The 19765-nt window shown below is 56.1% G+C and carries 17 protein-coding genes and 1 other annotated feature; of the genes, 6 read left to right on the top strand and 11 right to left on the bottom strand.

Translation table 11 applies throughout. The features are described 5' to 3' along the window. The first annotated feature begins 66 nt into the window (after positions 1–66). Positions 67–1284: an MFS transporter gene (locus ACR6JA_RS10360; RefSeq protein WP_494492696.1), complete on the top strand. Its 1218-nt coding sequence runs from the start codon at positions 67–69 to the stop codon at positions 1282–1284. Between the two features lie 217 nt (positions 1285–1501). Then, positions 1502–3160 carry a YbaL family putative K(+) efflux transporter gene (gene ybaL, locus ACR6JA_RS10355; RefSeq protein WP_494492695.1) on the top strand — a complete coding sequence of 553 codons (1659 nt, stop codon included), beginning with the start codon at positions 1502–1504 and terminating at the stop codon, positions 3158–3160. Between the two features lie 89 nt (positions 3161–3249). On the opposite strand, the gene ACR6JA_RS10350 is transcribed toward ybaL, so the two are convergent. From ACR6JA_RS10350 to adk, 3 genes are all read right to left on the bottom strand, one after another. After that, a complete protein-coding gene (locus ACR6JA_RS10350; RefSeq protein WP_008460248.1) occupies positions 3250–4554 on the bottom strand; it encodes an inosine/guanosine kinase in 1305 nt (434 codons plus the stop codon). 60 nt (positions 4555–4614) lie between these two features. Next, entirely contained in the window at positions 4615–5580 is a 966-nt protein-coding gene (gene hemH / locus ACR6JA_RS10345; protein ID WP_494492694.1) for a ferrochelatase, read from the bottom strand. Positions 5581–5714: 134 nt separating this feature from the next. After that, positions 5715–6359 carry an adenylate kinase gene (adk, locus tag ACR6JA_RS10340; protein WP_008460251.1) on the bottom strand — a complete coding sequence of 215 codons (645 nt, stop codon included), beginning with the start codon at positions 6357–6359 and terminating at the stop codon, positions 5715–5717. A gap of 401 nt (positions 6360–6760) precedes the next feature. On the opposite strand from adk, the gene ACR6JA_RS10335 reads away from it, so the two are divergent. After that, complete coding sequence (locus ACR6JA_RS10335) at positions 6761–7111, top strand: hypothetical protein (RefSeq protein WP_008460252.1); 351 nt, start codon at positions 6761–6763, stop codon at positions 7109–7111. A 154-nt stretch (positions 7112–7265) separates the two neighbouring features. On the opposite strand, the gene htpG is transcribed toward ACR6JA_RS10335, so the two are convergent. The 3 genes from htpG to ACR6JA_RS10320 all read right to left on the bottom strand — a co-directional run bounded on the left by htpG (position 7266) and on the right by ACR6JA_RS10320 (position 10828). Continuing rightward, positions 7266–9140, bottom strand: coding sequence for a molecular chaperone HtpG (gene htpG / locus ACR6JA_RS10330; RefSeq protein ID WP_494492693.1), 1875 nt, complete (start codon positions 9138–9140; stop codon positions 7266–7268). Positions 9141–9250: 110 nt separating this feature from the next. Then, positions 9251–9856 carry a recombination mediator RecR gene (recR, locus tag ACR6JA_RS10325; protein ID WP_008460255.1) on the bottom strand — a complete coding sequence of 202 codons (606 nt, stop codon included), beginning with the start codon at positions 9854–9856 and terminating at the stop codon, positions 9251–9253. 102 nt (positions 9857–9958) lie between these two features. Further along, positions 9959–10828 carry a pirin family protein gene (locus ACR6JA_RS10320; protein WP_494492692.1) on the bottom strand — a complete coding sequence of 290 codons (870 nt, stop codon included), beginning with the start codon at positions 10826–10828 and terminating at the stop codon, positions 9959–9961. Between the two features lie 108 nt (positions 10829–10936). Between ACR6JA_RS10320 and ACR6JA_RS10315 the strand changes: the two genes are divergently transcribed. Then, positions 10937–11842 (top strand): LysR family transcriptional regulator, encoded by a 906-nt coding sequence (locus tag ACR6JA_RS10315; RefSeq protein WP_494492691.1) that lies wholly within the window; start codon positions 10937–10939, stop codon positions 11840–11842. A gap of 40 nt (positions 11843–11882) precedes the next feature. Here the strand turns inward: ACR6JA_RS10315 and ACR6JA_RS10310 are convergent, their stop codons facing one another. From ACR6JA_RS10310 to ACR6JA_RS10295, 4 genes are all read right to left on the bottom strand, one after another. Next, positions 11883–12212 carry a YbaB/EbfC family nucleoid-associated protein gene (locus ACR6JA_RS10310; RefSeq protein WP_008460260.1) on the bottom strand — a complete coding sequence of 110 codons (330 nt, stop codon included), beginning with the start codon at positions 12210–12212 and terminating at the stop codon, positions 11883–11885. A gap of 87 nt (positions 12213–12299) precedes the next feature. Then, on the bottom strand, positions 12300–14228 hold the full coding sequence (gene dnaX, locus ACR6JA_RS10305) for a DNA polymerase III subunit gamma/tau (protein ID WP_213715613.1): 1929 nt from the start codon (positions 14226–14228) through the stop codon (positions 12300–12302). Then, positions 12900–12964, bottom strand: a sequence feature (DnaX frameshifting element). It overlaps the preceding gene by 65 nt. A 246-nt stretch (positions 14229–14474) precedes the next feature. Beyond that, positions 14475–15026 carry an adenine phosphoribosyltransferase gene (gene apt, locus ACR6JA_RS10300; RefSeq protein ID WP_008460281.1) on the bottom strand — a complete coding sequence of 184 codons (552 nt, stop codon included), beginning with the start codon at positions 15024–15026 and terminating at the stop codon, positions 14475–14477. A 151-nt stretch (positions 15027–15177) separates the two neighbouring features. Beyond that, on the bottom strand, positions 15178–15555 hold the full coding sequence (locus tag ACR6JA_RS10295; protein ID WP_336819174.1) for a DUF454 family protein: 378 nt from the start codon (positions 15553–15555) through the stop codon (positions 15178–15180). 35 nt (positions 15556–15590) lie between these two features. Between ACR6JA_RS10295 and priC the strand changes: the two genes are divergently transcribed. Beyond that, the gene (gene priC / locus ACR6JA_RS10290) at positions 15591–16127 is read left to right on the top strand and encodes a primosomal replication protein PriC (RefSeq protein WP_494492690.1); all 537 of its coding nucleotides are present in this window, start codon (positions 15591–15593) and stop codon (positions 16125–16127) included. A gap of 20 nt (positions 16128–16147) precedes the next feature. After that, positions 16148–16315: a pleiotropic regulatory protein RsmS gene (gene rsmS, locus ACR6JA_RS10285; RefSeq protein ID WP_008460289.1), complete on the top strand. Its 168-nt coding sequence runs from the start codon at positions 16148–16150 to the stop codon at positions 16313–16315. Here the strand turns inward: rsmS and mscK are convergent. Then, positions 16312–19692, bottom strand: a complete 3381-nt coding sequence (gene mscK, locus ACR6JA_RS10280; RefSeq protein WP_494492689.1) for a mechanosensitive channel MscK — start codon at positions 19690–19692, stop codon at positions 16312–16314. The two genes, rsmS and mscK, sit on opposite strands and share 4 nt — an antisense overlap. Positions 19693–19765 lie beyond the last annotated feature (73 nt).

Genomic DNA, 19765 nt, shown 5'->3' with positions numbered 1-19765 from the left:
GAATTTCTTCCGGACGATTTCCTGCGTCGCCCGCTCTAAAAACAATAACCGTTCGTACAGGTAATTATGGCAAGCTCTCAAACCCTCACGCAGCCGGGCACGCCCCCGGAGCAAAAAAAAGCGCGCACCGCATTTGGGATCCTCGGCGCTATAAGCCTCTCCCACCTGCTTAACGACATGATCCAGTCGCTGATTCTGGCTATCTATCCGCTACTTCAGGCCGAGTTCTCCCTGAGCTTTATGCAAATCGGGATGATCACCCTGACCTTCCAGCTCTCTTCATCGCTGCTACAGCCGCTGGTGGGCTACTACACCGACAAATACCCGATGCCGTGGTCGTTGCCGATCGGTATGTGCTTTACCCTTTGCGGCCTGGTGCTACTGGCGCTGGCGGGCAGCTTCCCGGCCGTTCTGGTGGCTGCTGCTTTGGTGGGTACCGGTTCGTCCGTCTTCCACCCTGAGTCCTCGCGCGTGGCGCGTATGGCGTCCGGTGGCCGCCACGGACTTGCGCAGTCGCTGTTCCAGGTGGGCGGTAACTTCGGCAGCTCTCTGGGGCCATTACTGGCAGCTATTATTATCGCGCCTTACGGTAAAGGTAACGTGGCGTGGTTCGTGCTAGCCGCCCTGCTGGCTATCGTGGTTCTGCTGCAAATTAGCCGCTGGTACGCCGCTCAGCATAAAATCGCCAAAAGCCGCCCTGCCATGCCGGTGATCAACCCGCTGCCGCGCAACAAAGTGATTCTGGCGGTTTCTATTTTGCTGCTGCTGATATTCTCTAAATACTTTTATATGGCGAGCATCAGCAGCTACTTCACTTTCTACCTGATGCAAAAATTCGGATTATCCGTACAAAATGCCCAGATTCACCTGTTCGCTTTCCTGTTTGCCGTCGCGGCAGGCACGGTGATCGGTGGCCCCGTGGGGGATAAGATTGGCAGAAAATACGTGATTTGGGGCTCTATCCTCGGCGTGGCGCCATTTACCCTTGTTTTACCCTACGCATCACTTTACTGGACGGGCGTCCTGACGGTGATCATTGGCTTCATTTTAGCCTCCGCATTCTCCGCCATCCTGGTGTATGCCCAGGAACTGCTTCCTGGCCGTATCGGTATGGTTTCCGGGCTCTTTTTCGGATTTGCCTTTGGCATGGGTGGCCTTGGCGCAGCGGTGCTTGGGTTAATTGCTGACCACACCAGCATCGAGTTGGTCTACAAAATATGTGCCTTCTTGCCATTGCTCGGCATTATTACAATATTCCTGCCCGATAATCGCCACAAGGCGTAGCTTTTAGCGGCCAAAGTATTGCTTTGGCCGCCTCCTGTCGCCATACCCCTCTGGTAGTTTCCCCACATAACTGAGTTAAATGCTACTCAGGGCCTTTTTTTTATCGAAATGCGCTTTTTATTCAAAATTCAACAATTATTCATAAACGCCGATAAAGAAATTGTCATAAACTGTGTAACAGAAAGTTTTGGAACATCGGCCAACCAAAGGAGACGGAATGCATCACGCCACACCGCTTATTACCACCATTGTTGGTGGTCTCGTGCTCGCTTTTTTACTGGGTATGCTGGCTAACAAGCTGCGTATATCTCCGCTGGTGGGCTATTTATTAGCTGGCGTGCTGGCTGGACCTTTTACTCCCGGTTTTGTTGCTGATACTAAACTTGCCCCTGAGCTGGCGGAATTAGGCGTGATTCTGCTGATGTTCGGCGTCGGGCTGCATTTTTCATTGAAGGATTTGATGGCGGTAAAGGCCATCGCCATCCCCGGTGCCATCGCGCAAATAGGCGTCGCGACGCTGCTGGGCATGGTGCTCTCCTGGCTGATGGGCTGGTCATTGATGACCGGCATCGTCTTCGGGCTGTGTTTGTCGACGGCAAGTACCGTGGTGCTGTTGCGTGCGCTTGAAGAGAGGCAGTTGATTGACACCCAGCGAGGGCAGATTGCCATCGGCTGGCTGATTGTTGAAGACCTGGTGATGGTGTTGACGCTGGTGCTGTTACCCGCCGTCGCCGGGATGCTGGAAAAAGGCGACGTTGGCCTGGCTTCCCTGAGCCTGGATATGGCGATCACCATCGGGAAGGTCGCTGCCTTTATTGCCCTGATGATGCTGGTAGGCCGCCGCCTTGTGCCTTGGATTCTGGCTCGCAGCGCAGCGACAGGCTCCCGCGAGCTGTTTACCCTTTCCGTGCTGGCGCTGGCGCTGGGCATCGCATTCGGCGCGGTTGAATTGTTTGATGTCTCCTTTGCGCTGGGTGCCTTCTTTGCCGGTATGGTGCTGAATGAATCCGAGCTAAGCCACCGCGCGGCACACGACACCCTGCCGCTGCGCGATGCGTTTGCGGTGCTGTTCTTTGTTTCCGTCGGCATGCTGTTTGATCCGCTGATTCTGATTCAGGAACCGCTGGCGGTACTGGGCACGCTGGCCATCATCATCTTCGGTAAATCCCTGGCGGCGTTCCTGCTGGTGCGCATGTTTGGTCACTCCCAGCGGACCGCGCTGACCATCGCCACCAGCCTCGCGCAGATCGGTGAGTTCGCCTTTATTCTGGCCGGCCTCGGCATGGCGCTGAACCTGTTGCCACAAACGGGGCAGAATTTGGTGCTGGCTGGCGCAATTCTGTCGATTATGCTGAACCCAATTCTGTTTGCCGTGCTTGAGCGCTACCTCGAGAAAACCGAAACGCTGGACGAGCAAACCCTGGAAGAAGCCATCGAGGAAGAAAAACAAATCCCTGTGGATATCTGCAACCATGCGCTGCTGGTCGGCTATGGCCGCGTCGGTAGCCTGCTTGGCGAGAAGCTTATTGCCGAAGGCGTACCACTGGTGGTGATTGAAACCTCCCGCAGCCGCGTGGATGAGCTGCGCGAGCGTGGCATCCGCGCCGTGCTGGGCAATGCCGCTAACGAAGAGATCATGAACTTGGCGCATCTGGACTGCGCACGCTGGCTGCTGCTGACCATTCCTAACGGCTACGAAGCCGGTGAAATCGTCGCGACGGCCAGAGCAAAATGCCCGGATATCGAAATCATCGCTCGCGCACATTACGACGACGAAGTGGATTACATCACCGAGCGTGGCGCTAATCAGGTTGTGATGGGAGAAAGAGAGATTGCCAATACCATGCTTGGGCTGCTGGTACCGCCGGTCACATAGGAAGCGGTGACGGGTTAATTCTGTTTTAGGGCAGGTCTAACACCTGCCCACGCCCAAAAAAGCTGAGCTTTCAGGCTCAGCTTTTCAGCTTAACGTTCCCAGTAAGACTCTTCGAGGCTGTCTTCCCGCTCAGGCAGGCCGCGCGTCAGGCGCGGAGAATGCTGGTTCAGAACCTGATAGCTCACGCGGTTGGCGTATTTGCATACCTGGGCCAGCGAGGAATAAGTCAGCCAGGTCAGCTTATGTTTGCTGGAATTCGGCACGTTACTGCGGTGGTAATTGTTCGCGGTGATATCGTGCAACAGCGCCGCAAGCGCCCCGTCCCCCGCGCCGTTGGTGTTCATGATCTTCTCCGGGCCGCCCATATATGGCGCGATGTGGGAGTAGATTCGCAGCGGCTCAGCGCAGTCTTTCAGGCGCATCGCGCGGCTAAATTCGAACTGGTTAAATTCGGCAATCGCACCAGGCAGAAGTGGGTGCTGGGTTTTACGCTTCGCGGTCTCTTCGGTATAACCCGCCATATAAAGGCCTACCGGCCCGGCGGTGCAAAGCACCAGGTCAACCCAGTCCAGCGCCTTGTCGGCGGCCAGCAGCGGATCGCTTTCACCGGTTAGCGCTTCACCCTCTTCTTCGTTCATCGCCAGGATCGAAACGTGCTCGCTCAGGAAGGCCTGCCACCAGGTCGGGTTTTCGGCAATCACGTATTTGGTGCCCAGAGTCAGTACCACCGGCACGTTGTGTTTCTTCGCCCAGGCAATCGCCTGCATGGTGGCCTCCGGCATCGGCTCGCCCGGCTTGCAGCGCACCAGATAAGAGGTCAGCACCAGCGCGGATGCCCCGGCAATCACTTCTTCCGGAATGCTATCCGCACGTAGCTGGTTCATGTGGCCCGGGCTGATGGCAAAGGTACGCTCGCCCTGGTCGCCAATCAGCGTAAAGCAGCGGCCAATCGGGCCGTCAACGCCTTGCAAATAGTTAAGGTCGGTCCGGCTGGAGGTATTGCAGAGGTAGCGGTAGGCGTAGCTGCCAATCTCGACATTACGGCACATCACACCGAGCAGCACCGAGCGGTCATCGGCCAGCACCGAGTAATTGTGCATGGTATTGCCGATGGTGCCTCCGGCGAACTGGTGGGTAATCAGGTTGTTGTCGACCAGCTCTTTGTAGAGCGCGTCGGCCACGTCATCCTCAATCACCAGAGAATGGCCAAAACTCAGCCCGTAACGCTGTACAAATTCATCGTCCACTTTGGCTTCAATATCGACCAGCGTTTGGTCGATACCGACCACCCAGGAAGAGCCGCTTTCGGCCTCAGGCTGAGTTTGCTGTAAGAGCGGGTCGCGGGCGCTGACGGGGAAGTAGTGTTTGGATTTGCGTTTACCGGGAAATTTCATGGTGTCGTTACGGGGCTGGATAATAAGGCGGAGAATAGTAGCATTCCCCGCCTCAGGTTTCTATTTGCGATACCGCTCCACCAGATTCATCATCATCGCGATATGGGCCGGATCGTCATTCAGCGCCGGAATGTACTCGTATTTCGTCCCGCCCGCCTCGATAAACACTTCCCGGTTCTGGACCGCCATCTCTTCCAGCGTTTCCAGGCAGTCAGCGGAGAAGCCCGGGCACATCACCTGAATATGCTTCACGCCCTTTTCGGCCAGCATTTTCAACGTTTCGTCGGTGTACGGCATCAGCCAGGGTTCGCGGCCAAAGCGGGACTGGTAGGTCATCATCACTTTTTCCGGCGGCAGCTCAAGGGCGCTCAGCAGTTCGCGGGTGGTGTCGCGGCAGCGCTGCGGGTAATCATCGCCTTCATTCGCGTAGCGCTGCGGAATACCGTGATAGGAAAGCAGCAGCACGTCCGGTTCACCGTGTTCGGCAAAAGAGCGTTTGACCGAGGCCGCCAGCGCGTTGATGTAAGCCGGCTCTGTCGCGTAGTCGCGAATCAGGGAAATAGAAGGCAGGCTGCGGTAATCGGCGAAGATCCGCCCCAGCTCGTCCCATACCGCCGCCACGGTTGAGCAGGAAAACTGCGGATAAAGCGGCAGCACCACAATGTGCGTCACGTTCTGCGCTAGGAGGTCGTCCACGGCGCTTTTGAGCGACGGTTCGCCGTAGCTCATCCCCAGCGCAACCGGCGTGTCCGGCAGCTGCTGCGCCAGCGCTTTTTCCTGCCGACGGCTGTATACCATCAAGGGCGAGCCCTCTTCCATCCAGATGGACTGATAGAGTTTGGCGACACGCGGTGAACGGATCGGCAGAATGATGCCGCGCAGCAGCGGCCACCAAAGCAGGCGGGGCGTATCTACCACGCGCTTATCGCTCAGGAACTGACGAAGATAGCGGTTGACCGCCGCCGGTGTCGGGGCGCTCGGCGTACCAAGGTTAGCCAGTAAGATGCCAATTTTTTCCTGATTCATTCCCACCCCTTATCTGTAAATTGCCGTCAATTGTAACGTAAAAGAGCGAAACGAGAACCGATTACAGTGAAAGGGGAAATTATGGGCAAAAAAATACCAGGGCATGCCCTGGTATTTTTTGCTGCAGCGGGAAATTATCCGAGGATTTTTTCCAGTTCAGCGCGAACGTCAGCCACGGCCTGAGTGCCGTCAACTTTAGCGTATTGCGTGTTGCCCGCCTGCGCTTCTTTAGAGTAGTAGCCGATCAGCGGCGCGGTCATCTGATGGTATTCCACCAGGCGTTTACGCACAGTTTCTTCCTGGTCGTCTTTACGGGTGGTCAGCTCTTCGCCGGTCACGTCGTCTTTACCTTCAACCTTAGGCGGGTTGAATTTAATGTGGTAAACGCGGCCAGAAGCAGCGTGCACGCGGCGACCCACGATGCGGTCAACGATCAGCTCGTCAGGTACGTCGAACTCCAGCACGAAATCGACCTTGATGCCCGCTTCTTTCATGGCGTCTGCCTGCGGGATAGTGCGTGGGAAACCGTCCAGCAGGAAACCGTTACGGCAGTCTTCCTGCGCAATGCGCTCTTTAACCAGGGCGATAACCAGCTCATCGGTCACCAGTTTGCCAGCATCCATGATGTCTTTGGCCTGTTTACCCAGTTCTGAACCAGATTTAACCGCAGCACGCAGCATATCACCGGTGGAGATTTGCGGAATACCGTATTTCTCCATGATGAACTGAGCCTGAGTCCCTTTACCTGCGCCCGGTGCGCCGAGCAGAATGATACGCATTGCGTAATTCCCCATACATTTAATTATTCAATCGAATTTGAGGCGAAAACCATACCACTAAAGGCGGTATCATCACAAGGAAGGGAGGCGCTCAGGCTGAAGCCCCGGGCCTCGGTTTCGCCTGAATCCCGACCACTTAGCGGACCTGAATGAAGCCAGAATCGGTTCAGCCAAACAGCATTTTTATTTTACAGCAGCGGACTTATCCCTTATCTCATCGGGGGAATAATAAGGTCTTCGCCTGGTAATTTATGAACCGTCAGGCTTGCTGAAAAAGACCTGCTATATAGATTAGGTTTATGTACAGCAATTATAATGACGGCCAACACAGCCTGCCGACGCTGTTTGTCGTCAGGCTGTTAACCAGGAGATCTATTTTGCTAAGAGGAAGAGCGCCCGCCATGAATAAGCCCTTAATTGCCATTATCTGTTGTTTGCTGCTAAGCGGGTGCACATCTCAGTGGGTAAAAACCCGCAGTAACGCGCAGGAGTACACCAGCGCACGAGGAGACTGTGAAACCCAGTCCCAGCAGGCTTTTCCGGTAAGGAATGAGGTTGCACAACGTACTAAGTACACCACTTACTACGAAGCCTGTACTAAAAAAGATGAGTGTGATGGCGAGAAAACCCGGGCGGTAAAAAAACCAGAAATTGAAAGCTATGTGATGGACGTGAATAGCGAAAGCCGGGACCGGTTATTTAATCAGTGCATGGAACTGAAAGGTTGGGAAAGCAAAATAAAGTGGCTGTAATATCTGAAATTCAACATCCATAGCCCGTATTCCGACAGAAAAATAACCTTACTTTTTAAAGCATGAAATTTTCTGCAGTTACTGTGCCTGAATATTTAAGTGAAAAAAAACCACCTGTCTATACAGGTGGTTTTTGTCAGATAATCAATCGGACTTAAGAAACCAGCAGCTGGTTCATGCGGCGGATGAACTGGTTAGGATCTTCCAGCTGGCCGCGCTCAGCTAACAGCGCCTGGTCAAGCAGCAGCTCAACCCACTCGCTAAACTGCGCGTCATCCTGCGTATCCGCAGCGCGTTTCACCAGCGCATGCTCCGGGTTAAGCTCGAAGATGTACTTCACTTCCGGCACTTCCTGGCCCGCAGCGGCAAACAGTTTCGCCATCTGGGTGCTCATGTCGTTGCTGTCAGTGGTGACGATCGCCGGGGTATCGGTCAGACGATGCGTCAGACGCACTTCCTTCACACGCTCGCCCAGCAGGGTTTTCACGCGGTCCACGAACGGCTCCAGCGCCTTCTCAGCTTCTTTCGCTTCTTCGGTTTCTTCGTCCGTCAACTTATCCAGTGATTCATCGGTCTTGCTGACTGACTGGAACGCTTTACCGTCGAACTCGGTCAGGTAGCTCATCATCCACTCGTCGATGCGATCGGAAAGCAGCAGGACTTCGATGCCTTTCTTACGCAGCAGTTCCAGGTGCGGGCTGCTCTTCGCCGCCGCGTAGCTGTCCGCGGTGATGTAGTAGATCTTCTCCTGGCCTTCTTTCATGCGGGAGACATACTCTTCCAACGACACGGTCTGCGCGGAGGAGTCGCTGTGCGTGGTCGCGAAGCGCAGCAGTTTAGCGATAGCTTCCTGGTTCGCGTTATCTTCCGCCGGGCCTTCTTTCAACACCAGGCCAAAGTTTTTCCAGAAGGTCTGGTATTTCTCAGCATCGTCTTTCGCCAGCTTGTCCAGCATCTGCAGCACACGCTTGGTCAGCGCGCTGCGCAGGTTCTGGGTCACGCGGCTGTCCTGCAGGATTTCACGGGAAACGTTCAGCGGCAGATCGTTAGAATCTATCAGGCCACGCACGAAGCGCAGGTAGTTCGGCATGAACTGCTCGGCATCGTCCATGATAAACACGCGCTGCACGTAGAGTTTCAGCCCGTGTTTGTGGTCACGGTTCCACATATCCCACGGCGCCTGCGCAGGGATGTACAACAGGCTGGTGTACTCCTGCTTCCCTTCTACGCGGTTGTGGCTCCAGGCCAGCGGGTCGGTAAAGTCGTGTGCGATGTGCTTGTAGAACTCTTTGTATTCGTCATCGCTAACTTCGGATTTGCTGCGGGTCCACAGCGCCTGAGCTTTGTTGATTTTTTCCCAGCTAACGATGGTTTCACCGTCTTTCTCTTCCTGCTGTTCAATCTCAACCGGCAGAGCGATGTGGTCAGAATATTTGCTGATAATGGAGCGAACGCGCCAGTCGTCGAGGAACTCATCTTCGCCTTCACGCAGGTGCAGCGTGATTTCGGTACCACGATCGACTTTCTCAATGTCGGCCACGGTGTATTCACCCGCGCCTTCAGACTCCCAGAACACGCCCTGCTCCGCGCTGGCACCGGCGGCACGAGTGCGAACGGTAACTTTGTCCGCCACGATAAATGCAGAGTAGAAGCCCACGCCGAACTGGCCGATAAGCTGGCTGTCTTTCGCCTGGTCAGAACCCATGGACTCGAGGAAAGCCTTGGTGCCGGATTTAGCAATGGTGCCCAGATGATCGATAACTTCATCACGGGTCATGCCGATGCCGTTATCGGCAATAGTCAGGGTACGGTTGTCTTTGTTAAAAGAGACACGAACGCGCAGTTCACCGTCACCTTCGTAAAGGCTGGCGTTAGACAGGGCGCGGAAGCGCAGCTTGTCTGCCGCATCGGAGGCGTTGGAGATCAGCTCACGCAGGAAGATTTCTTTGTTTGAATAGAGAGAATGGATCATCAGGTGCAGAAGCTGTTTTACCTCTGACTGAAAACCGCGGGTCTCTTGTCCTTTCATGGTCATTGATACCTCAACAAAATCATACGGGATGAAGAAAACGTTGAGGGGGATATGGTAGCGATTTGTGCCTTTTCAAGCTGGAGGAGGCAAAAACCTCCCCCAACCGATTAAAAATTAATCTTATGCCGACCAAGCAGCGAGTGTGAAAGCGTGGTGCCATCCACCATTTCCAGCTCGCCGCCCACCGGCACCCCGTGGGCGATACGGCTGGCTTCAACGCCGTACTGCGCGCACAGCTCGGCAATGTAGTTTGCCGTGGCTTCGCCTTCTACCGTCGGATTAGTGGCAAGAATAACTTCTTTCATCGGCTCGCTGGCAAGGCGCTGCTCAAGACGATCCAGTCCAATATCGTTCGGGCCAATGCCGTCCAGCGGCGAGAGGTGCCCCATTAAGACAAAGTAGCGGCCAGAGAACTGACCGGTTTGCTCGATGGCGTGAATATCCGCCGGGCTCTCCACCACGCAAATCTGGCCGTTTTCCTGGCGACGTGGATTGGAGCAAATGGAGCAAACTTCCTGCTCGGTAAAGGTACGGCAATCAGCACAGTGGCCAATCTCGGACATGGCGCGGGTCAGCGCCTGAGCCAGACGCATGCCGCCGCTGCGGTCCCGCTGCAGCAGGGCAAACGCCATACGCTGGGCGGATTTCGGGCCAACGCCGGGCAGGCAGCGCAGGGATTCCATAAGGGCTGAGAGTAAAGGACTGGTTTGCATCGCTCGGGCTTGTGAGAAAAAGTGGGCTATAGCCTAACATTAGCCCCGCGGATGGGTATAGGAAAAGATATCCCCCGCACGAAGGCTCGCCGGGGGAAAAGTTTACGCGATGTCTTTGCCGAAACGGCCCTGATTAAAATCATCGATGGCCTGATGAATCTCCTCTTTGGTGTTCATCACGAACGGGCCATAACCCACCACAGGCTCATTCAGAGGCTCACCACTGAGCAGCAGAACCACCGCGTCATTATTGGCTTCAAGGGTCACGCTTTCGCCTTTGGCATCCAGTACTACCAGCTGTGCTTCACGCGCCACCTCTTCACCGTTGACCAGCACCGTGCCTTTCAACACCACCAGCGCCGTGTTCCAGCCGTCTTTCACCGCCAACTGCGTAACGCCTTGCGGGTTCAGGCGCAAATCCCAAATGCTGATTGGTGAGAAGGTCCTGGCCGGGCCTTTGGTTCCGTCAAACCCACCGGCAATCACGCGAACCTTACCGGCATTGTCCGGCAAATCGACCACCGGAATATCGCCGTCGGTAATCGGCTGATAGCCAGGCGCGGTCATTTTGTCTTTTGCAGGCAGGTTAACCCACAGCTGCACCATTTCCAGGCTGCCGCCCGCTTCGCTGAATGCCGGAGAATGGTATTCCTCGTGAAGGATCCCGCTCCCGGCGGTCATCCATTGCACGTCCCCCGGGCCAATCACACCGCCGTTGCCCGCGTTATCACGGTGCGCCACTTCGCCTTTGTAGACGATGGTCACGGTTTCAAAACCGCGATGCGGATGCTGATCCACGCCACGCTGGCCTTTATTGCTCGGCTTAAATTCCGCCGGGCCCGCGTAGTCCAGCAGCAGGAACGGGCTAAGCTGCTCGGCAAATTTTGAGTAAGAAAACAGCGAACGAACCGGGAAACCATCCCCCACCCAGTGGGAAGCCGGTGCGGTATAGACGCCAAGAATTGATTTCATGATTCTCTCCACAAGGGTTGTTTCTGATGGGATAAAGCTTACCCGTCAGACGTTCAGCCCGGTAGAGTGCTAAAATGGACTCAGTGTTCCATAATCAGGACAATAGAAATGCAGGATCTAAACGATCTGTGGTACTTCGTGCAGGTGGTAGACAACGGCGGTTTTTCCCCCGCCAGCCGGGTTATCGACATTCCAAAGTCCCGTCTGAGCCGCCGCATTGCGCTGCTGGAAGAGCGGCTTGAAACCCGCCTGCTGCAGCGCTCGACGCGGAGCTTCACGGTCACCGAAGCCGGGCATATTTTCTACCGCCACTGCAAGGCAATGATGATTGAAGCAGAAGCGGCGCAGGAAGCCATCGACACGCTCAAGTCAGAGCCGCGAGGGCTGATCCGCCTCACCTGCCCGATAGCGCTGCTGCATGTCCACGTCGGCGATATGCTGGCGCGCTTTATGCAGCTTTATCCGCAGATTGTGATTCAGCTTGAGGAAACCAACCGCCGCGTGGACGTGCTGAACGAAAACGTTGATTTAGCTATTCGCGTGCGCCCTTTGCCGCTGGAAGACAGCGACCTGGTGATGCGCAAGCTGGCCACCCGCAGCATGTGCCTGGTCGCCAGCCCTGATCTGGTCGCCCGCCAGGGTATGCCTGCGGCACCTACAGATCTCGCCCACTGGCCAAGCCTGGCGCTGGACAGGCCGCAGCAAACTTATCGCTGGTGCCTGTTTGGCCCGGAACAGCAGGAGGTGATTGTTCACCACAAGCCGCGCTATGTAACGACGGACATGATCGCGCTACGTACCGCGGCGCTGAACGGGATTGGCGTCGTGCAGCTCCCGAAGCTGATGCTTAACGACGCGCTGGCGCAAGGCAAGCTGGTTCACGTGTTGCCAGAATGGCGCGCAAGAATGGAGATCGTGCATGCGGTCTTCCCTTCACGAAGAGGGCAGTTACCTGCGGTGCGGGCGTTGATTGATTTTCTGGCGGAGAGCTACCAGGCGCTGGACGAGGAGTAAGAAAACGGCCTTCTCCCGGGCGGGAGAAGGCGGAAAAGCATCAGAATGGCATTTTGAAGCCCGGTGGCAACTGCATGCCGTTGGAAACCCCAGCCATTTTTTCTTTCTGCGCTTCGCCGATACGGCGAGCGGCATCGTTGAAGGCTGCGGCAACCAGATCTTCAACCATCTCTTTGTCATCTTCCATCAGGCTTGGGTCGATTTCGACACGGCGGCAGTTGTGCGCCCCGTTGATGGTCACTTTCACCAGGCCCGCGCCGGACTCGCCGGTGACTTCCATGTTGGCGATTTCTTCCTGAGCCTGGGCCATTTTTTCCTGCATCTGCTGGGCCTGCTTCATCAGGTTACCCAGACCGCCTTTTCCAAACATAATCTTCTCTCTTTCATCGGGCCAGCCCTCACAGAATGCGAGAGTGGCTATCAGGGTTTCACACTATGCCGCGCCAGGCGAGGCATATCAAACAGGGCGAATACTATCTTCATCCAGCTCAGCATCAAAGAACCTTTGCAGAGTCTGAATATTGCTGTCGTTGCTCATCGCCTCGCGCGCCTGCGCAAGCTTCTCTTCGTAGATAGCCTGACGCCACTCCAGCGGCGTGCGGCGAGCCAGATTATCATCTTCAATAATAGTCAGTTCTATCGCTTCACCATGGTGCGAACTCAGGGCATCTGACAGCGTTTTTTGCGCCGATGGCGAATTCAGGTGACGCTGGCCAGGACGCAAATGCAGGCAAACCCGGTTCCCGTCCACCTCTTTCCAGGCGTTAAGCGCCAGCTGTTGCACCAGCTTTGGCAGCACCAGCTGATTGATTTCCGCCGCCCATTCATCGCGCTCGATAGCCTCTTCGGCCAGCTTCTGCGCCAGCTCCGGCGTTTTTTCATGCTCAAGCGCTTTTTTCAGCGCCTTGGGTGTAGCGACCGGTTCAGGAGCGACTTCCGTCGGATTTTGTGCCTTCCAGCGATAGGCTTCAGGCTTCGCTGGTTTTTCCAGCGCCGTCGGCGCGGGGCGCGCCTGAACGCGTTCGGTCACCGAGGCCAAACGTTCCAGCGCGGAGCTTTTTGCCGGCCGCGCTAGTCGTTGCGCTGCCGGCTCATTCTTTTTTGCTTTATCAGCCTCCTGCTGGCGCATCAGTTGGCTGCGCGCCTGGAGGATCTGGCTGGTGGCATCCGGCAGCGGAGGGGCTTCCCGGTCCGGCGGCGGTGCCGCCTGCTGCTGCCTTACCGCTGGCGGGTGTGAGACCGGGTTAATCACCGGAATGCTTGCCGCCTGGCGAGGTGCTTCCGGCTCAGGCAGCGGCTTGCGCGGATGGAAAGCCAGCGCGCGCAGCAGCGTCATTTCTACGCCCATGCGGCGATCCGGCGCCCACGGCAGCTCTTTGCGGCCAATCAGCAATGTCTGGTAATAAAGCTGCACGTCGGCCGGTGGAACAACGCGGGCAAGCTCTCGCATGCGCTGTTCGATGGCTGCCATATCGCTGCCAAGGGCAGACGGAGAAAGCTGAACCATCGCCACGCGGTGCAGCAGCGCGGACATTTCTACCAGCAGAGCTTCCCACTCCACGCCGCGCGCGGCTGCGTCGTTCAGCAATGCCATTACTCGCTGGCCGTCAGCCTGGACGACAGCTTCAATCAGCGACAGCGCCTGGTCATCATCCAGCGTGCCGAGCATAGCGCTGACGGCGGCGGTGGTGACCTGCCCGTCGCCGCTGGCAATCGCCTGGTCGGTGAGGCTCAGCGCATCGCGCAGGCTGCCGTCCGCCGCGCGGGCTAACAGCTGCAGCGCGCGGGGCTCGCTCACGACCTTCTCTTCACCAAGAATGTGCTCCAACTGATGGCGGATCTGTTCGACATCCAGCGCTTTCAGGTGGAATTGCAGGCAGCGAGAAAGAATGGTCACCGGCAGCTTTTGCGGATCGGTGGTGGCCAGCAGGAATTTTACGTGTGGAGGCGGCTCTTCCAGCGTCTTAAGCAGCGCGTTAAAGCTGTGGCGCGAGAGCATGTGCACTTCGTCAATAAGGTAGACTTTAAAGCGGCCACGCGCGGGGGCGTACTGCACGTTGTCCAGCAGATCGCGAGTGTCTTCTACTTTGGTACGCGAGGCGGCGTCTATCTCAATCAGGTCGACAAAGCGACCCTGTTCTATTTCACGGCAGTTATCGCAGACGCCACAAGGGGTCGCGGTAATACCGGTTTCGCAATTCAGCCCTTTCGCCAGCAGACGAGCGATTGAGGTTTTCCCCACCCCACGAGTGCCGGAAAAAAGATACGCATGATGGATGCGGCCCAGCGACAAACCATTAGCCAGCGCGGTCAGTACGTGTTGCTGGCCGACAACATCAGCAAAAGTTTGGGGGCGCCATTTGCGGGCTAAGACCTGGTAGCTCATCTGGAGTTAGGCTCTGGTTCGCGGGAAAGGTGAATCGAGGGGGTAATGCTAACATAAGCCCCGCCCGCTGGGCGAGGCTTGTGATATCTGACTGGATATTGACGCTTTAAAAGCATTCTCTTCGCCTCAAAAAAGCAAAGGATCTGAACTTTTGGCTTGCCCAAACGCCTAAAAACCACGTTTTTTGGGCGTTTGTCTCTAAACTAAAGCCCCACCCGCTGGGCGAGGCCTGTAGGTCGAAGAAGCTTAGTGGCCCGGGAAAGGCACCAGGCAGAAGCTTTTCACGCCCATGTTTTCCAGACGCTGCTCGCCGCCGAGGTCAAACAGGTTGATAACGAAAGCGGCATCAGTCACTTCCCCACCGAGGCGGCGAATCAGTTTCACCGTCGCTTCAATGGTCCCGCCTGTAGCCAGCAGATCGTCCACGACCAGCACTTTATCACCCGGTTTGATGGCATCTACGTGGATTTCAAGGCTGTCGGTGCCGTATTCCAGCTCGTAGCTTTCGGCGATGGTTTCGCGCGGCAGCTTACGAGGTTTGCGCACGGGAATGAACCCCACGCCCAGCTCCAGCGCAACCGGAGCACCAAACAGGAAACCACGGGCCTCGGTGCCCACCACTTTGGTGATACCGGCGTCTTTGAAACGAGAAACTAACAGCGCAATGCTGGTGGCATATGCTTTCGGATCTTCCAGCAAGCTGGTCACGTCACGGAACAGAATTCCTGGTTTTGGGTAATCAGGAACGCTTTTAATGCTGTTTTTGAGATATTCAAGCTGCTGCGCAGTCGCGGTCATCGGTTTATGCCTGCTAAAAACATGATACTAAACAGAGTACCTGTGGGTTCAAATGTGAACCACTGGTTAACGGTTAACCAGCTGTACCCGTGCTCGAAAACGCTCGAATTTACTGGCTGGACGCGACAATTGCAACAGCTTCTGCTGCGGTTTATCGCTTTTGTTGCGCTTCATCAACCACCGGAATGCGCCACATAAAGATCAACAGCGCACAAAGTATCACCAGCAGCAAAATTCTAACCCACACTATCTTCACCAGCCATAGCGAAAGCGCGAAGGTGGCAAGAATAAACAGGATAGCTTTTGGCTTTGCGCCCCGGGGCATCGCGCGGTGCGTTTGCCAGTGCCGCAGATAGCTGCCAAACCATGAACGGTACAGCAGCCAGTGGTGAAAACGCGGCGACGAGCGGGCAAAACACCACGCGGCCAGCAGCAAAAATGGCGTGGTCGGCAACAGCGGTAATATCACGCCCAGCGTCGCAAGCACTACCGCCAGCCAGCCGATGATGAGTAGAATAAGACGCTTCATGCTGTAACCTCTGACAATCCCTGGAGAGCCATTCTGTGAAAACCGCTTCGCTGTTACAAGCCCTGGAAACCCGGATCGCCGAGCTGGCCGCCGCCGTTGAGCCGGTCGCCCTGCTTCGGGCAAGCCAGGCGCGCTTCGACCGCAAGCTTTTCCATACCCACAGCACGCAGCTGAAAGACTATCTCCAGGAAGCTCAGGCTAATCTCGCCCAGCTTCAGCTTAGCGTCAGCCACGGTAAAACGGACCAGGTGGCATTTATCGCCGAAAAGCTGGTGGCGCAAATTGCCGCGCTACAGCGGGAATTGGCCACCGCGCATTTACGCCAAAGCGAGCCTCAGCAAAAGGCACAGGAAAATCTGTACGAAAAACTGGCCACCCATCAGGATTACGAACGCAGGCTGCTGGCAATGGTGAGCGATCGTGAAAGTCAGCTTTCCCTGCAAACCACGCTTGCTGGCCAGCAAAAGCTTCAGCGAGAACTGGCCGCGCTGGAAGGCCGCCTGCAGCGCTGCCGTCAGGCGTTGACCCGCATAGAAAAAGCCATTGAAAGACGTGAGCGCGGGCTGAGTTAACCCCCAACTAAGGAGCAAGAATGTCGCTGGATAACGCCCCGGACGAGGTCAAACTGGCCGTCGATTTAATCATGCTGCTGGAGCAGCACCAGATCCCAACGGACACCGCCCTCGCGGCGCTGGACATTGTCCGTCAGGATTTTCTGCGTAAACAGCGGGAAGCACAAACGCCCCCCGCCGGCGATTAAGGCTGGCTGGTCGGCGGCAGCATACCGCCGTTTTTGCCTAAATCACGCTTCACTTCCGTCAGTTCATCGCCTTTTTCATTGTGCAGATGCACTTCAAGCTGGTTGAAGGCGATGTTGATATTGTTTTCACGACACAGTCTGTCAATGGCGCGGTTCAGCTCATCCACGGTAATGCTGCGGTCGCGAAGTTCACGGACATACAGACGCAGTTCATGGTCAAGCGTGCTGGCGCCAAACGTGGTGAAGTACACCGCCGGTTCCGGGTCGTGCATCACCCTCGGATGTTCCATCGCCGCCTTCAGCAAGATCGCTTTCACTTTATCGAGATCGGATCCATACGCCACGCCGAGCTTGATCACTACGCGGGTGATCGTATCCGTCAGCGACCAGTTGATCAGTCGTTCGGTCACAAACGCTTTGTTCGGAATGATCACTTCTTTACGGTCAAAGTCGGTGATTGTCGTCGCACGGATGCGGATCTTACTGACGCTACCGGAGAATGTCCCGATGGTAACGGTATCGCCGATGCGGACCGGGCGTTCAAACAGGATGATAAGGCCGGAAACGAAGTTACCGAAGATTTCTTGCAAACCAAAGCCCAAGCCCACCGACAGTGCCGCCGCCAGCCACTGCAGTTTGTCCCACGACACGCCCAGCGAGCCAAACACCGTCATCGCTCCAATCACGATAATGGCGTAGTTGAGGATGGTCGTAATGGCGTAAGAGGCGCCCTGGCGCATTTTCAGCCGCGACAGAACCAGCACTTCCAGCAGGCCCGGTAAGTTTCGAATCAGCGCCCAGGCGACCATCGTCGCCACTATCGCGAACAAGATGCTGCCCATCGTAACGTTTTTCATCACCGCGGCGCCGGCTTCGCTGCCGGTGTAATGCCACAGCACGATGCTGTCGAGATAGGCAAAGACGGTAATTAAATCCGACCAGATGGCGTAGAACACCACGCCGAACAGGGCGAACATCAGCAGCATGGTCAAACGCATGGTTTGCTGGTTGATCTGATCCAGCGCCAGCGGCGGCTCTTCTACCGGCTCTGCGCCCTCCGCCCCCTCTTTAACCATATTCTGGCGGCGAGCCAGCGCGCGGCGGTAGGCAATACGGCGTGCCGCAACGCTCAGACCACGGATCACCGTCTGATGAATCAGGTTCCAGATAATGACCAGATAAACTGTGTCTATCCAGCGATTAGCCAGGCGCAGCGTGGTATAGAAATAGCCGGTTGCGGTCAGCACCAGCAGCGCGACCGGCACAATGGAGAGCACGGTAATGGTCAGCAGCCGCATCGGATGGGACTCTTTGTCCCGCCAGTTGTCGCGGCACATCGGGATAACCAGAGCGGTGATCAGCAGCAGGTTAAGGAAGATCATAAACTGCCCGAGCACATCGTCCATCAGGTTCAGCGGCGACATCTCGCCGACGACAGACCAGAATAGCAGCGGCAGCAAAGCAAAGCTGATGCGCACGATTTGACGACGATAATGACGGGTCAGATGCTCCGGCATGTTAAACCAGATCACGGCCAGACCACGGCTGCTCAGAATGCGCCAGGCCATGCCAAACACCAGCCAGAACAGCGCCAGCTCTTTGGCAAACGCCCACAGCAGTTCACTGATATTGAGCTGCATAAACAGCAATACCAGCCCCACCGAGAGAATGGCCATCGTCAGCGGCAGCACTTTCAGGAAGTTAAGCAAAATCGCCTTAGGCGTGTTGAGCTGGGTATCCGTGCGCAGCTGCCCGACCTCCGAGGCAAGCTTAGCCAGCTGCCTGTCGATCCACTTGTAGCGCCAGCGCAGCAGCCCGGCCAGCAGCATTAACGGCAGCGCGGTGAACAGCGACATAAACAGCCCGTCCAGCACTTTGTGCCAGCTGATATCCAGCTTCATGCCTTTGATTTGGTCGTGCAGCGCGCCCGGGAAGGATTTGATCCATTCCCAGTTCATCGGTTTGTTACTGTTCACCCAAAAGATTTGCTGGGTCAGCATTTTCTTCAAGCTGCTGCTGACGCTCATCAGCTGCTGTTGGTTAATCTGCAGGTTAATCGCCATCATCAGCTGGTTGCCCAACTGCTTGTTGAGCTGGTCCAGCAGCTCACGACGCATGTCCACCACCTGCATCAGCGCGTCATGAACTTCGTCGTTAACCTCGTTTTTATGCCCTTCGACAATCTTGTCGACGTAGCTGTCACTTTGGAACAGCGCATCACGCTGCTGGTTAATGTCGAACTGCTCCAGGCGCAGGTCGGCGATGCGGTTGGTGAGGTCTTCCAGGTCGTCGGCTGACGGCAGCGTTTGCTGCTGCTGATAAAGAATGCGCGACAACAAAAGGCTGCCCTTCAGCACCGAGATTTGTTCTTTCAGATTACGCTCGGACTGCAGCGCACGATCGAGCCAGTTTTTAACGCGGATATTCCGCTGAACCAGCTCATTCCCGCTTTGGGTGGCGTTAATCAGCCGCTGGCTAAGCTGGTGGTTAACATCCAGCTCCTGACGCACCAGCGGGTTATTCTGCACCGCGCTGGCATCAGCGTCGTCCGGCGTGACGGCTTCCTGCGCCGTTTTTTCCGTCAGCGTTAAGCGTTTACTGTTAACCGCTTCCTGCAGCAGCTGAAGCGTATGCTCAAGCTGCCCGATATTAGCGTTGGTGTAGTCACGCTGTTTTTGCAGCGCATCCTGCAAAACGGTGTTGCCTTCCAGGCTTTTCCGCTGTTGCTCAATTTGGGTATTCAACAGCGCCTGCTGCACCAGCAGCAAGTTTTGCTGGCTTGGACGGAGAGTGGCTTCCCCCGGCGTGGTGCCGTTCAGCCTGTTACGCACCTGCAGAAGCTGCTGAGAGGCGCTGTACATGGCATTCTGCACGCGCTCAGGCTGGGTTTGCAGCGACACCAGCTGGCTGTTCAGCGTGGATAAATCGTTGTTGGCCGACTGGAGCTGATCCAGCACGCTGGTCAGCCGGGCTTCCAGCTGGCGAAGGGAAAGCGAACCCAGCGTTTTGCGCGTCGCTTCGTCATCGGCTGGCGTGCTCAGCGAATTCAGCGCGTCGGTCGCCTGCTTCAGCTTGTCCGGTGCCTGGGCAACCGTGGTTTTGAGCTGTGCCGTTTCCTGCTTCACGCGGTCGAGCTTGTCCAGCATCTCAAGCGTTTCGGTGAGATCTTTCTGGGTAAGCTTATCGTCAGGGGTGAGCGTTTTTTGCTTGTTTAGCGTGTCCAGCTGCGACTGCACCTCCGCTCTGGCTGGCAGATCGCCATTACTTTGCGCCGCCTGAGCCATGGACAAAGGCAGCAGGATGGAAACAAACAAAAACAGGAAAAGAATGAATGCGGAACGAGAAGTCCGCGACAGAGCGTTGTGCTGCGTAGTCATGGTTGAGTCATTACGGTGCTGCGCATGTGAGTGCCAGCTAAAAGTAAAAGGCCACGGAAGACGCGCAGAATAA

This window comes from Cedecea sp. B1(4), assembly GCF_059414925.1.
This window is presented reverse-complemented; position numbering and strand designations above follow the sequence as displayed.

Bases quoted from the DNA above. Each gene is read 5' to 3' on its own strand.
- apt (WP_008460281.1), bottom strand. From the start codon at position 15,026: ATGACCGCGACTGCGCAGCAGCTTGAATATCTCAAAAACAGCATTAAA.
- ACR6JA_RS10350 (WP_008460248.1), bottom strand. From the start codon at position 4,554: ATGAAATTTCCCGGTAAACGCAAATCCAAACACTACTTCCCCGTCAGC.
- ACR6JA_RS10295 (WP_336819174.1), bottom strand. From the start codon at position 15,555: ATGAAGCGTCTTATTCTACTCATCATCGGCTGGCTGGCGGTAGTGCTT.
- mscK (WP_494492689.1), bottom strand. From the start codon at position 19,692: ATGACTACGCAGCACAACGCTCTGTCGCGGACTTCTCGTTCCGCATTC.
- rsmS (WP_008460289.1), top strand. From the start codon at position 16,148: ATGTCGCTGGATAACGCCCCGGACGAGGTCAAACTGGCCGTCGATTTA.
- ybaL (WP_494492695.1), top strand. From the start codon at position 1,502: ATGCATCACGCCACACCGCTTATTACCACCATTGTTGGTGGTCTCGTG.
- ACR6JA_RS10335 (WP_008460252.1), top strand. From the start codon at position 6,761: ATGAATAAGCCCTTAATTGCCATTATCTGTTGTTTGCTGCTAAGCGGG.
- ACR6JA_RS10320 (WP_494492692.1), bottom strand. From the start codon at position 10,828: ATGAAATCAATTCTTGGCGTCTATACCGCACCGGCTTCCCACTGGGTG.
- recR (WP_008460255.1), bottom strand. From the start codon at position 9,856: ATGCAAACCAGTCCTTTACTCTCAGCCCTTATGGAATCCCTGCGCTGC.
- ACR6JA_RS10360 (WP_494492696.1), top strand. From the start codon at position 67: ATGGCAAGCTCTCAAACCCTCACGCAGCCGGGCACGCCCCCGGAGCAA.
- htpG (WP_494492693.1), bottom strand. From the start codon at position 9,140: ATGAAAGGACAAGAGACCCGCGGTTTTCAGTCAGAGGTAAAACAGCTT.
- adk (WP_008460251.1), bottom strand. From the start codon at position 6,359: ATGCGTATCATTCTGCTCGGCGCACCGGGCGCAGGTAAAGGGACTCAG.
- hemH (WP_494492694.1), bottom strand. From the start codon at position 5,580: ATGAATCAGGAAAAAATTGGCATCTTACTGGCTAACCTTGGTACGCCG.
- ACR6JA_RS10310 (WP_008460260.1), bottom strand. From the start codon at position 12,212: ATGTTTGGAAAAGGCGGTCTGGGTAACCTGATGAAGCAGGCCCAGCAG.
- ACR6JA_RS10315 (WP_494492691.1), top strand. From the start codon at position 10,937: ATGCAGGATCTAAACGATCTGTGGTACTTCGTGCAGGTGGTAGACAAC.
- dnaX (WP_213715613.1), bottom strand. From the start codon at position 14,228: ATGAGCTACCAGGTCTTAGCCCGCAAATGGCGCCCCCAAACTTTTGCT.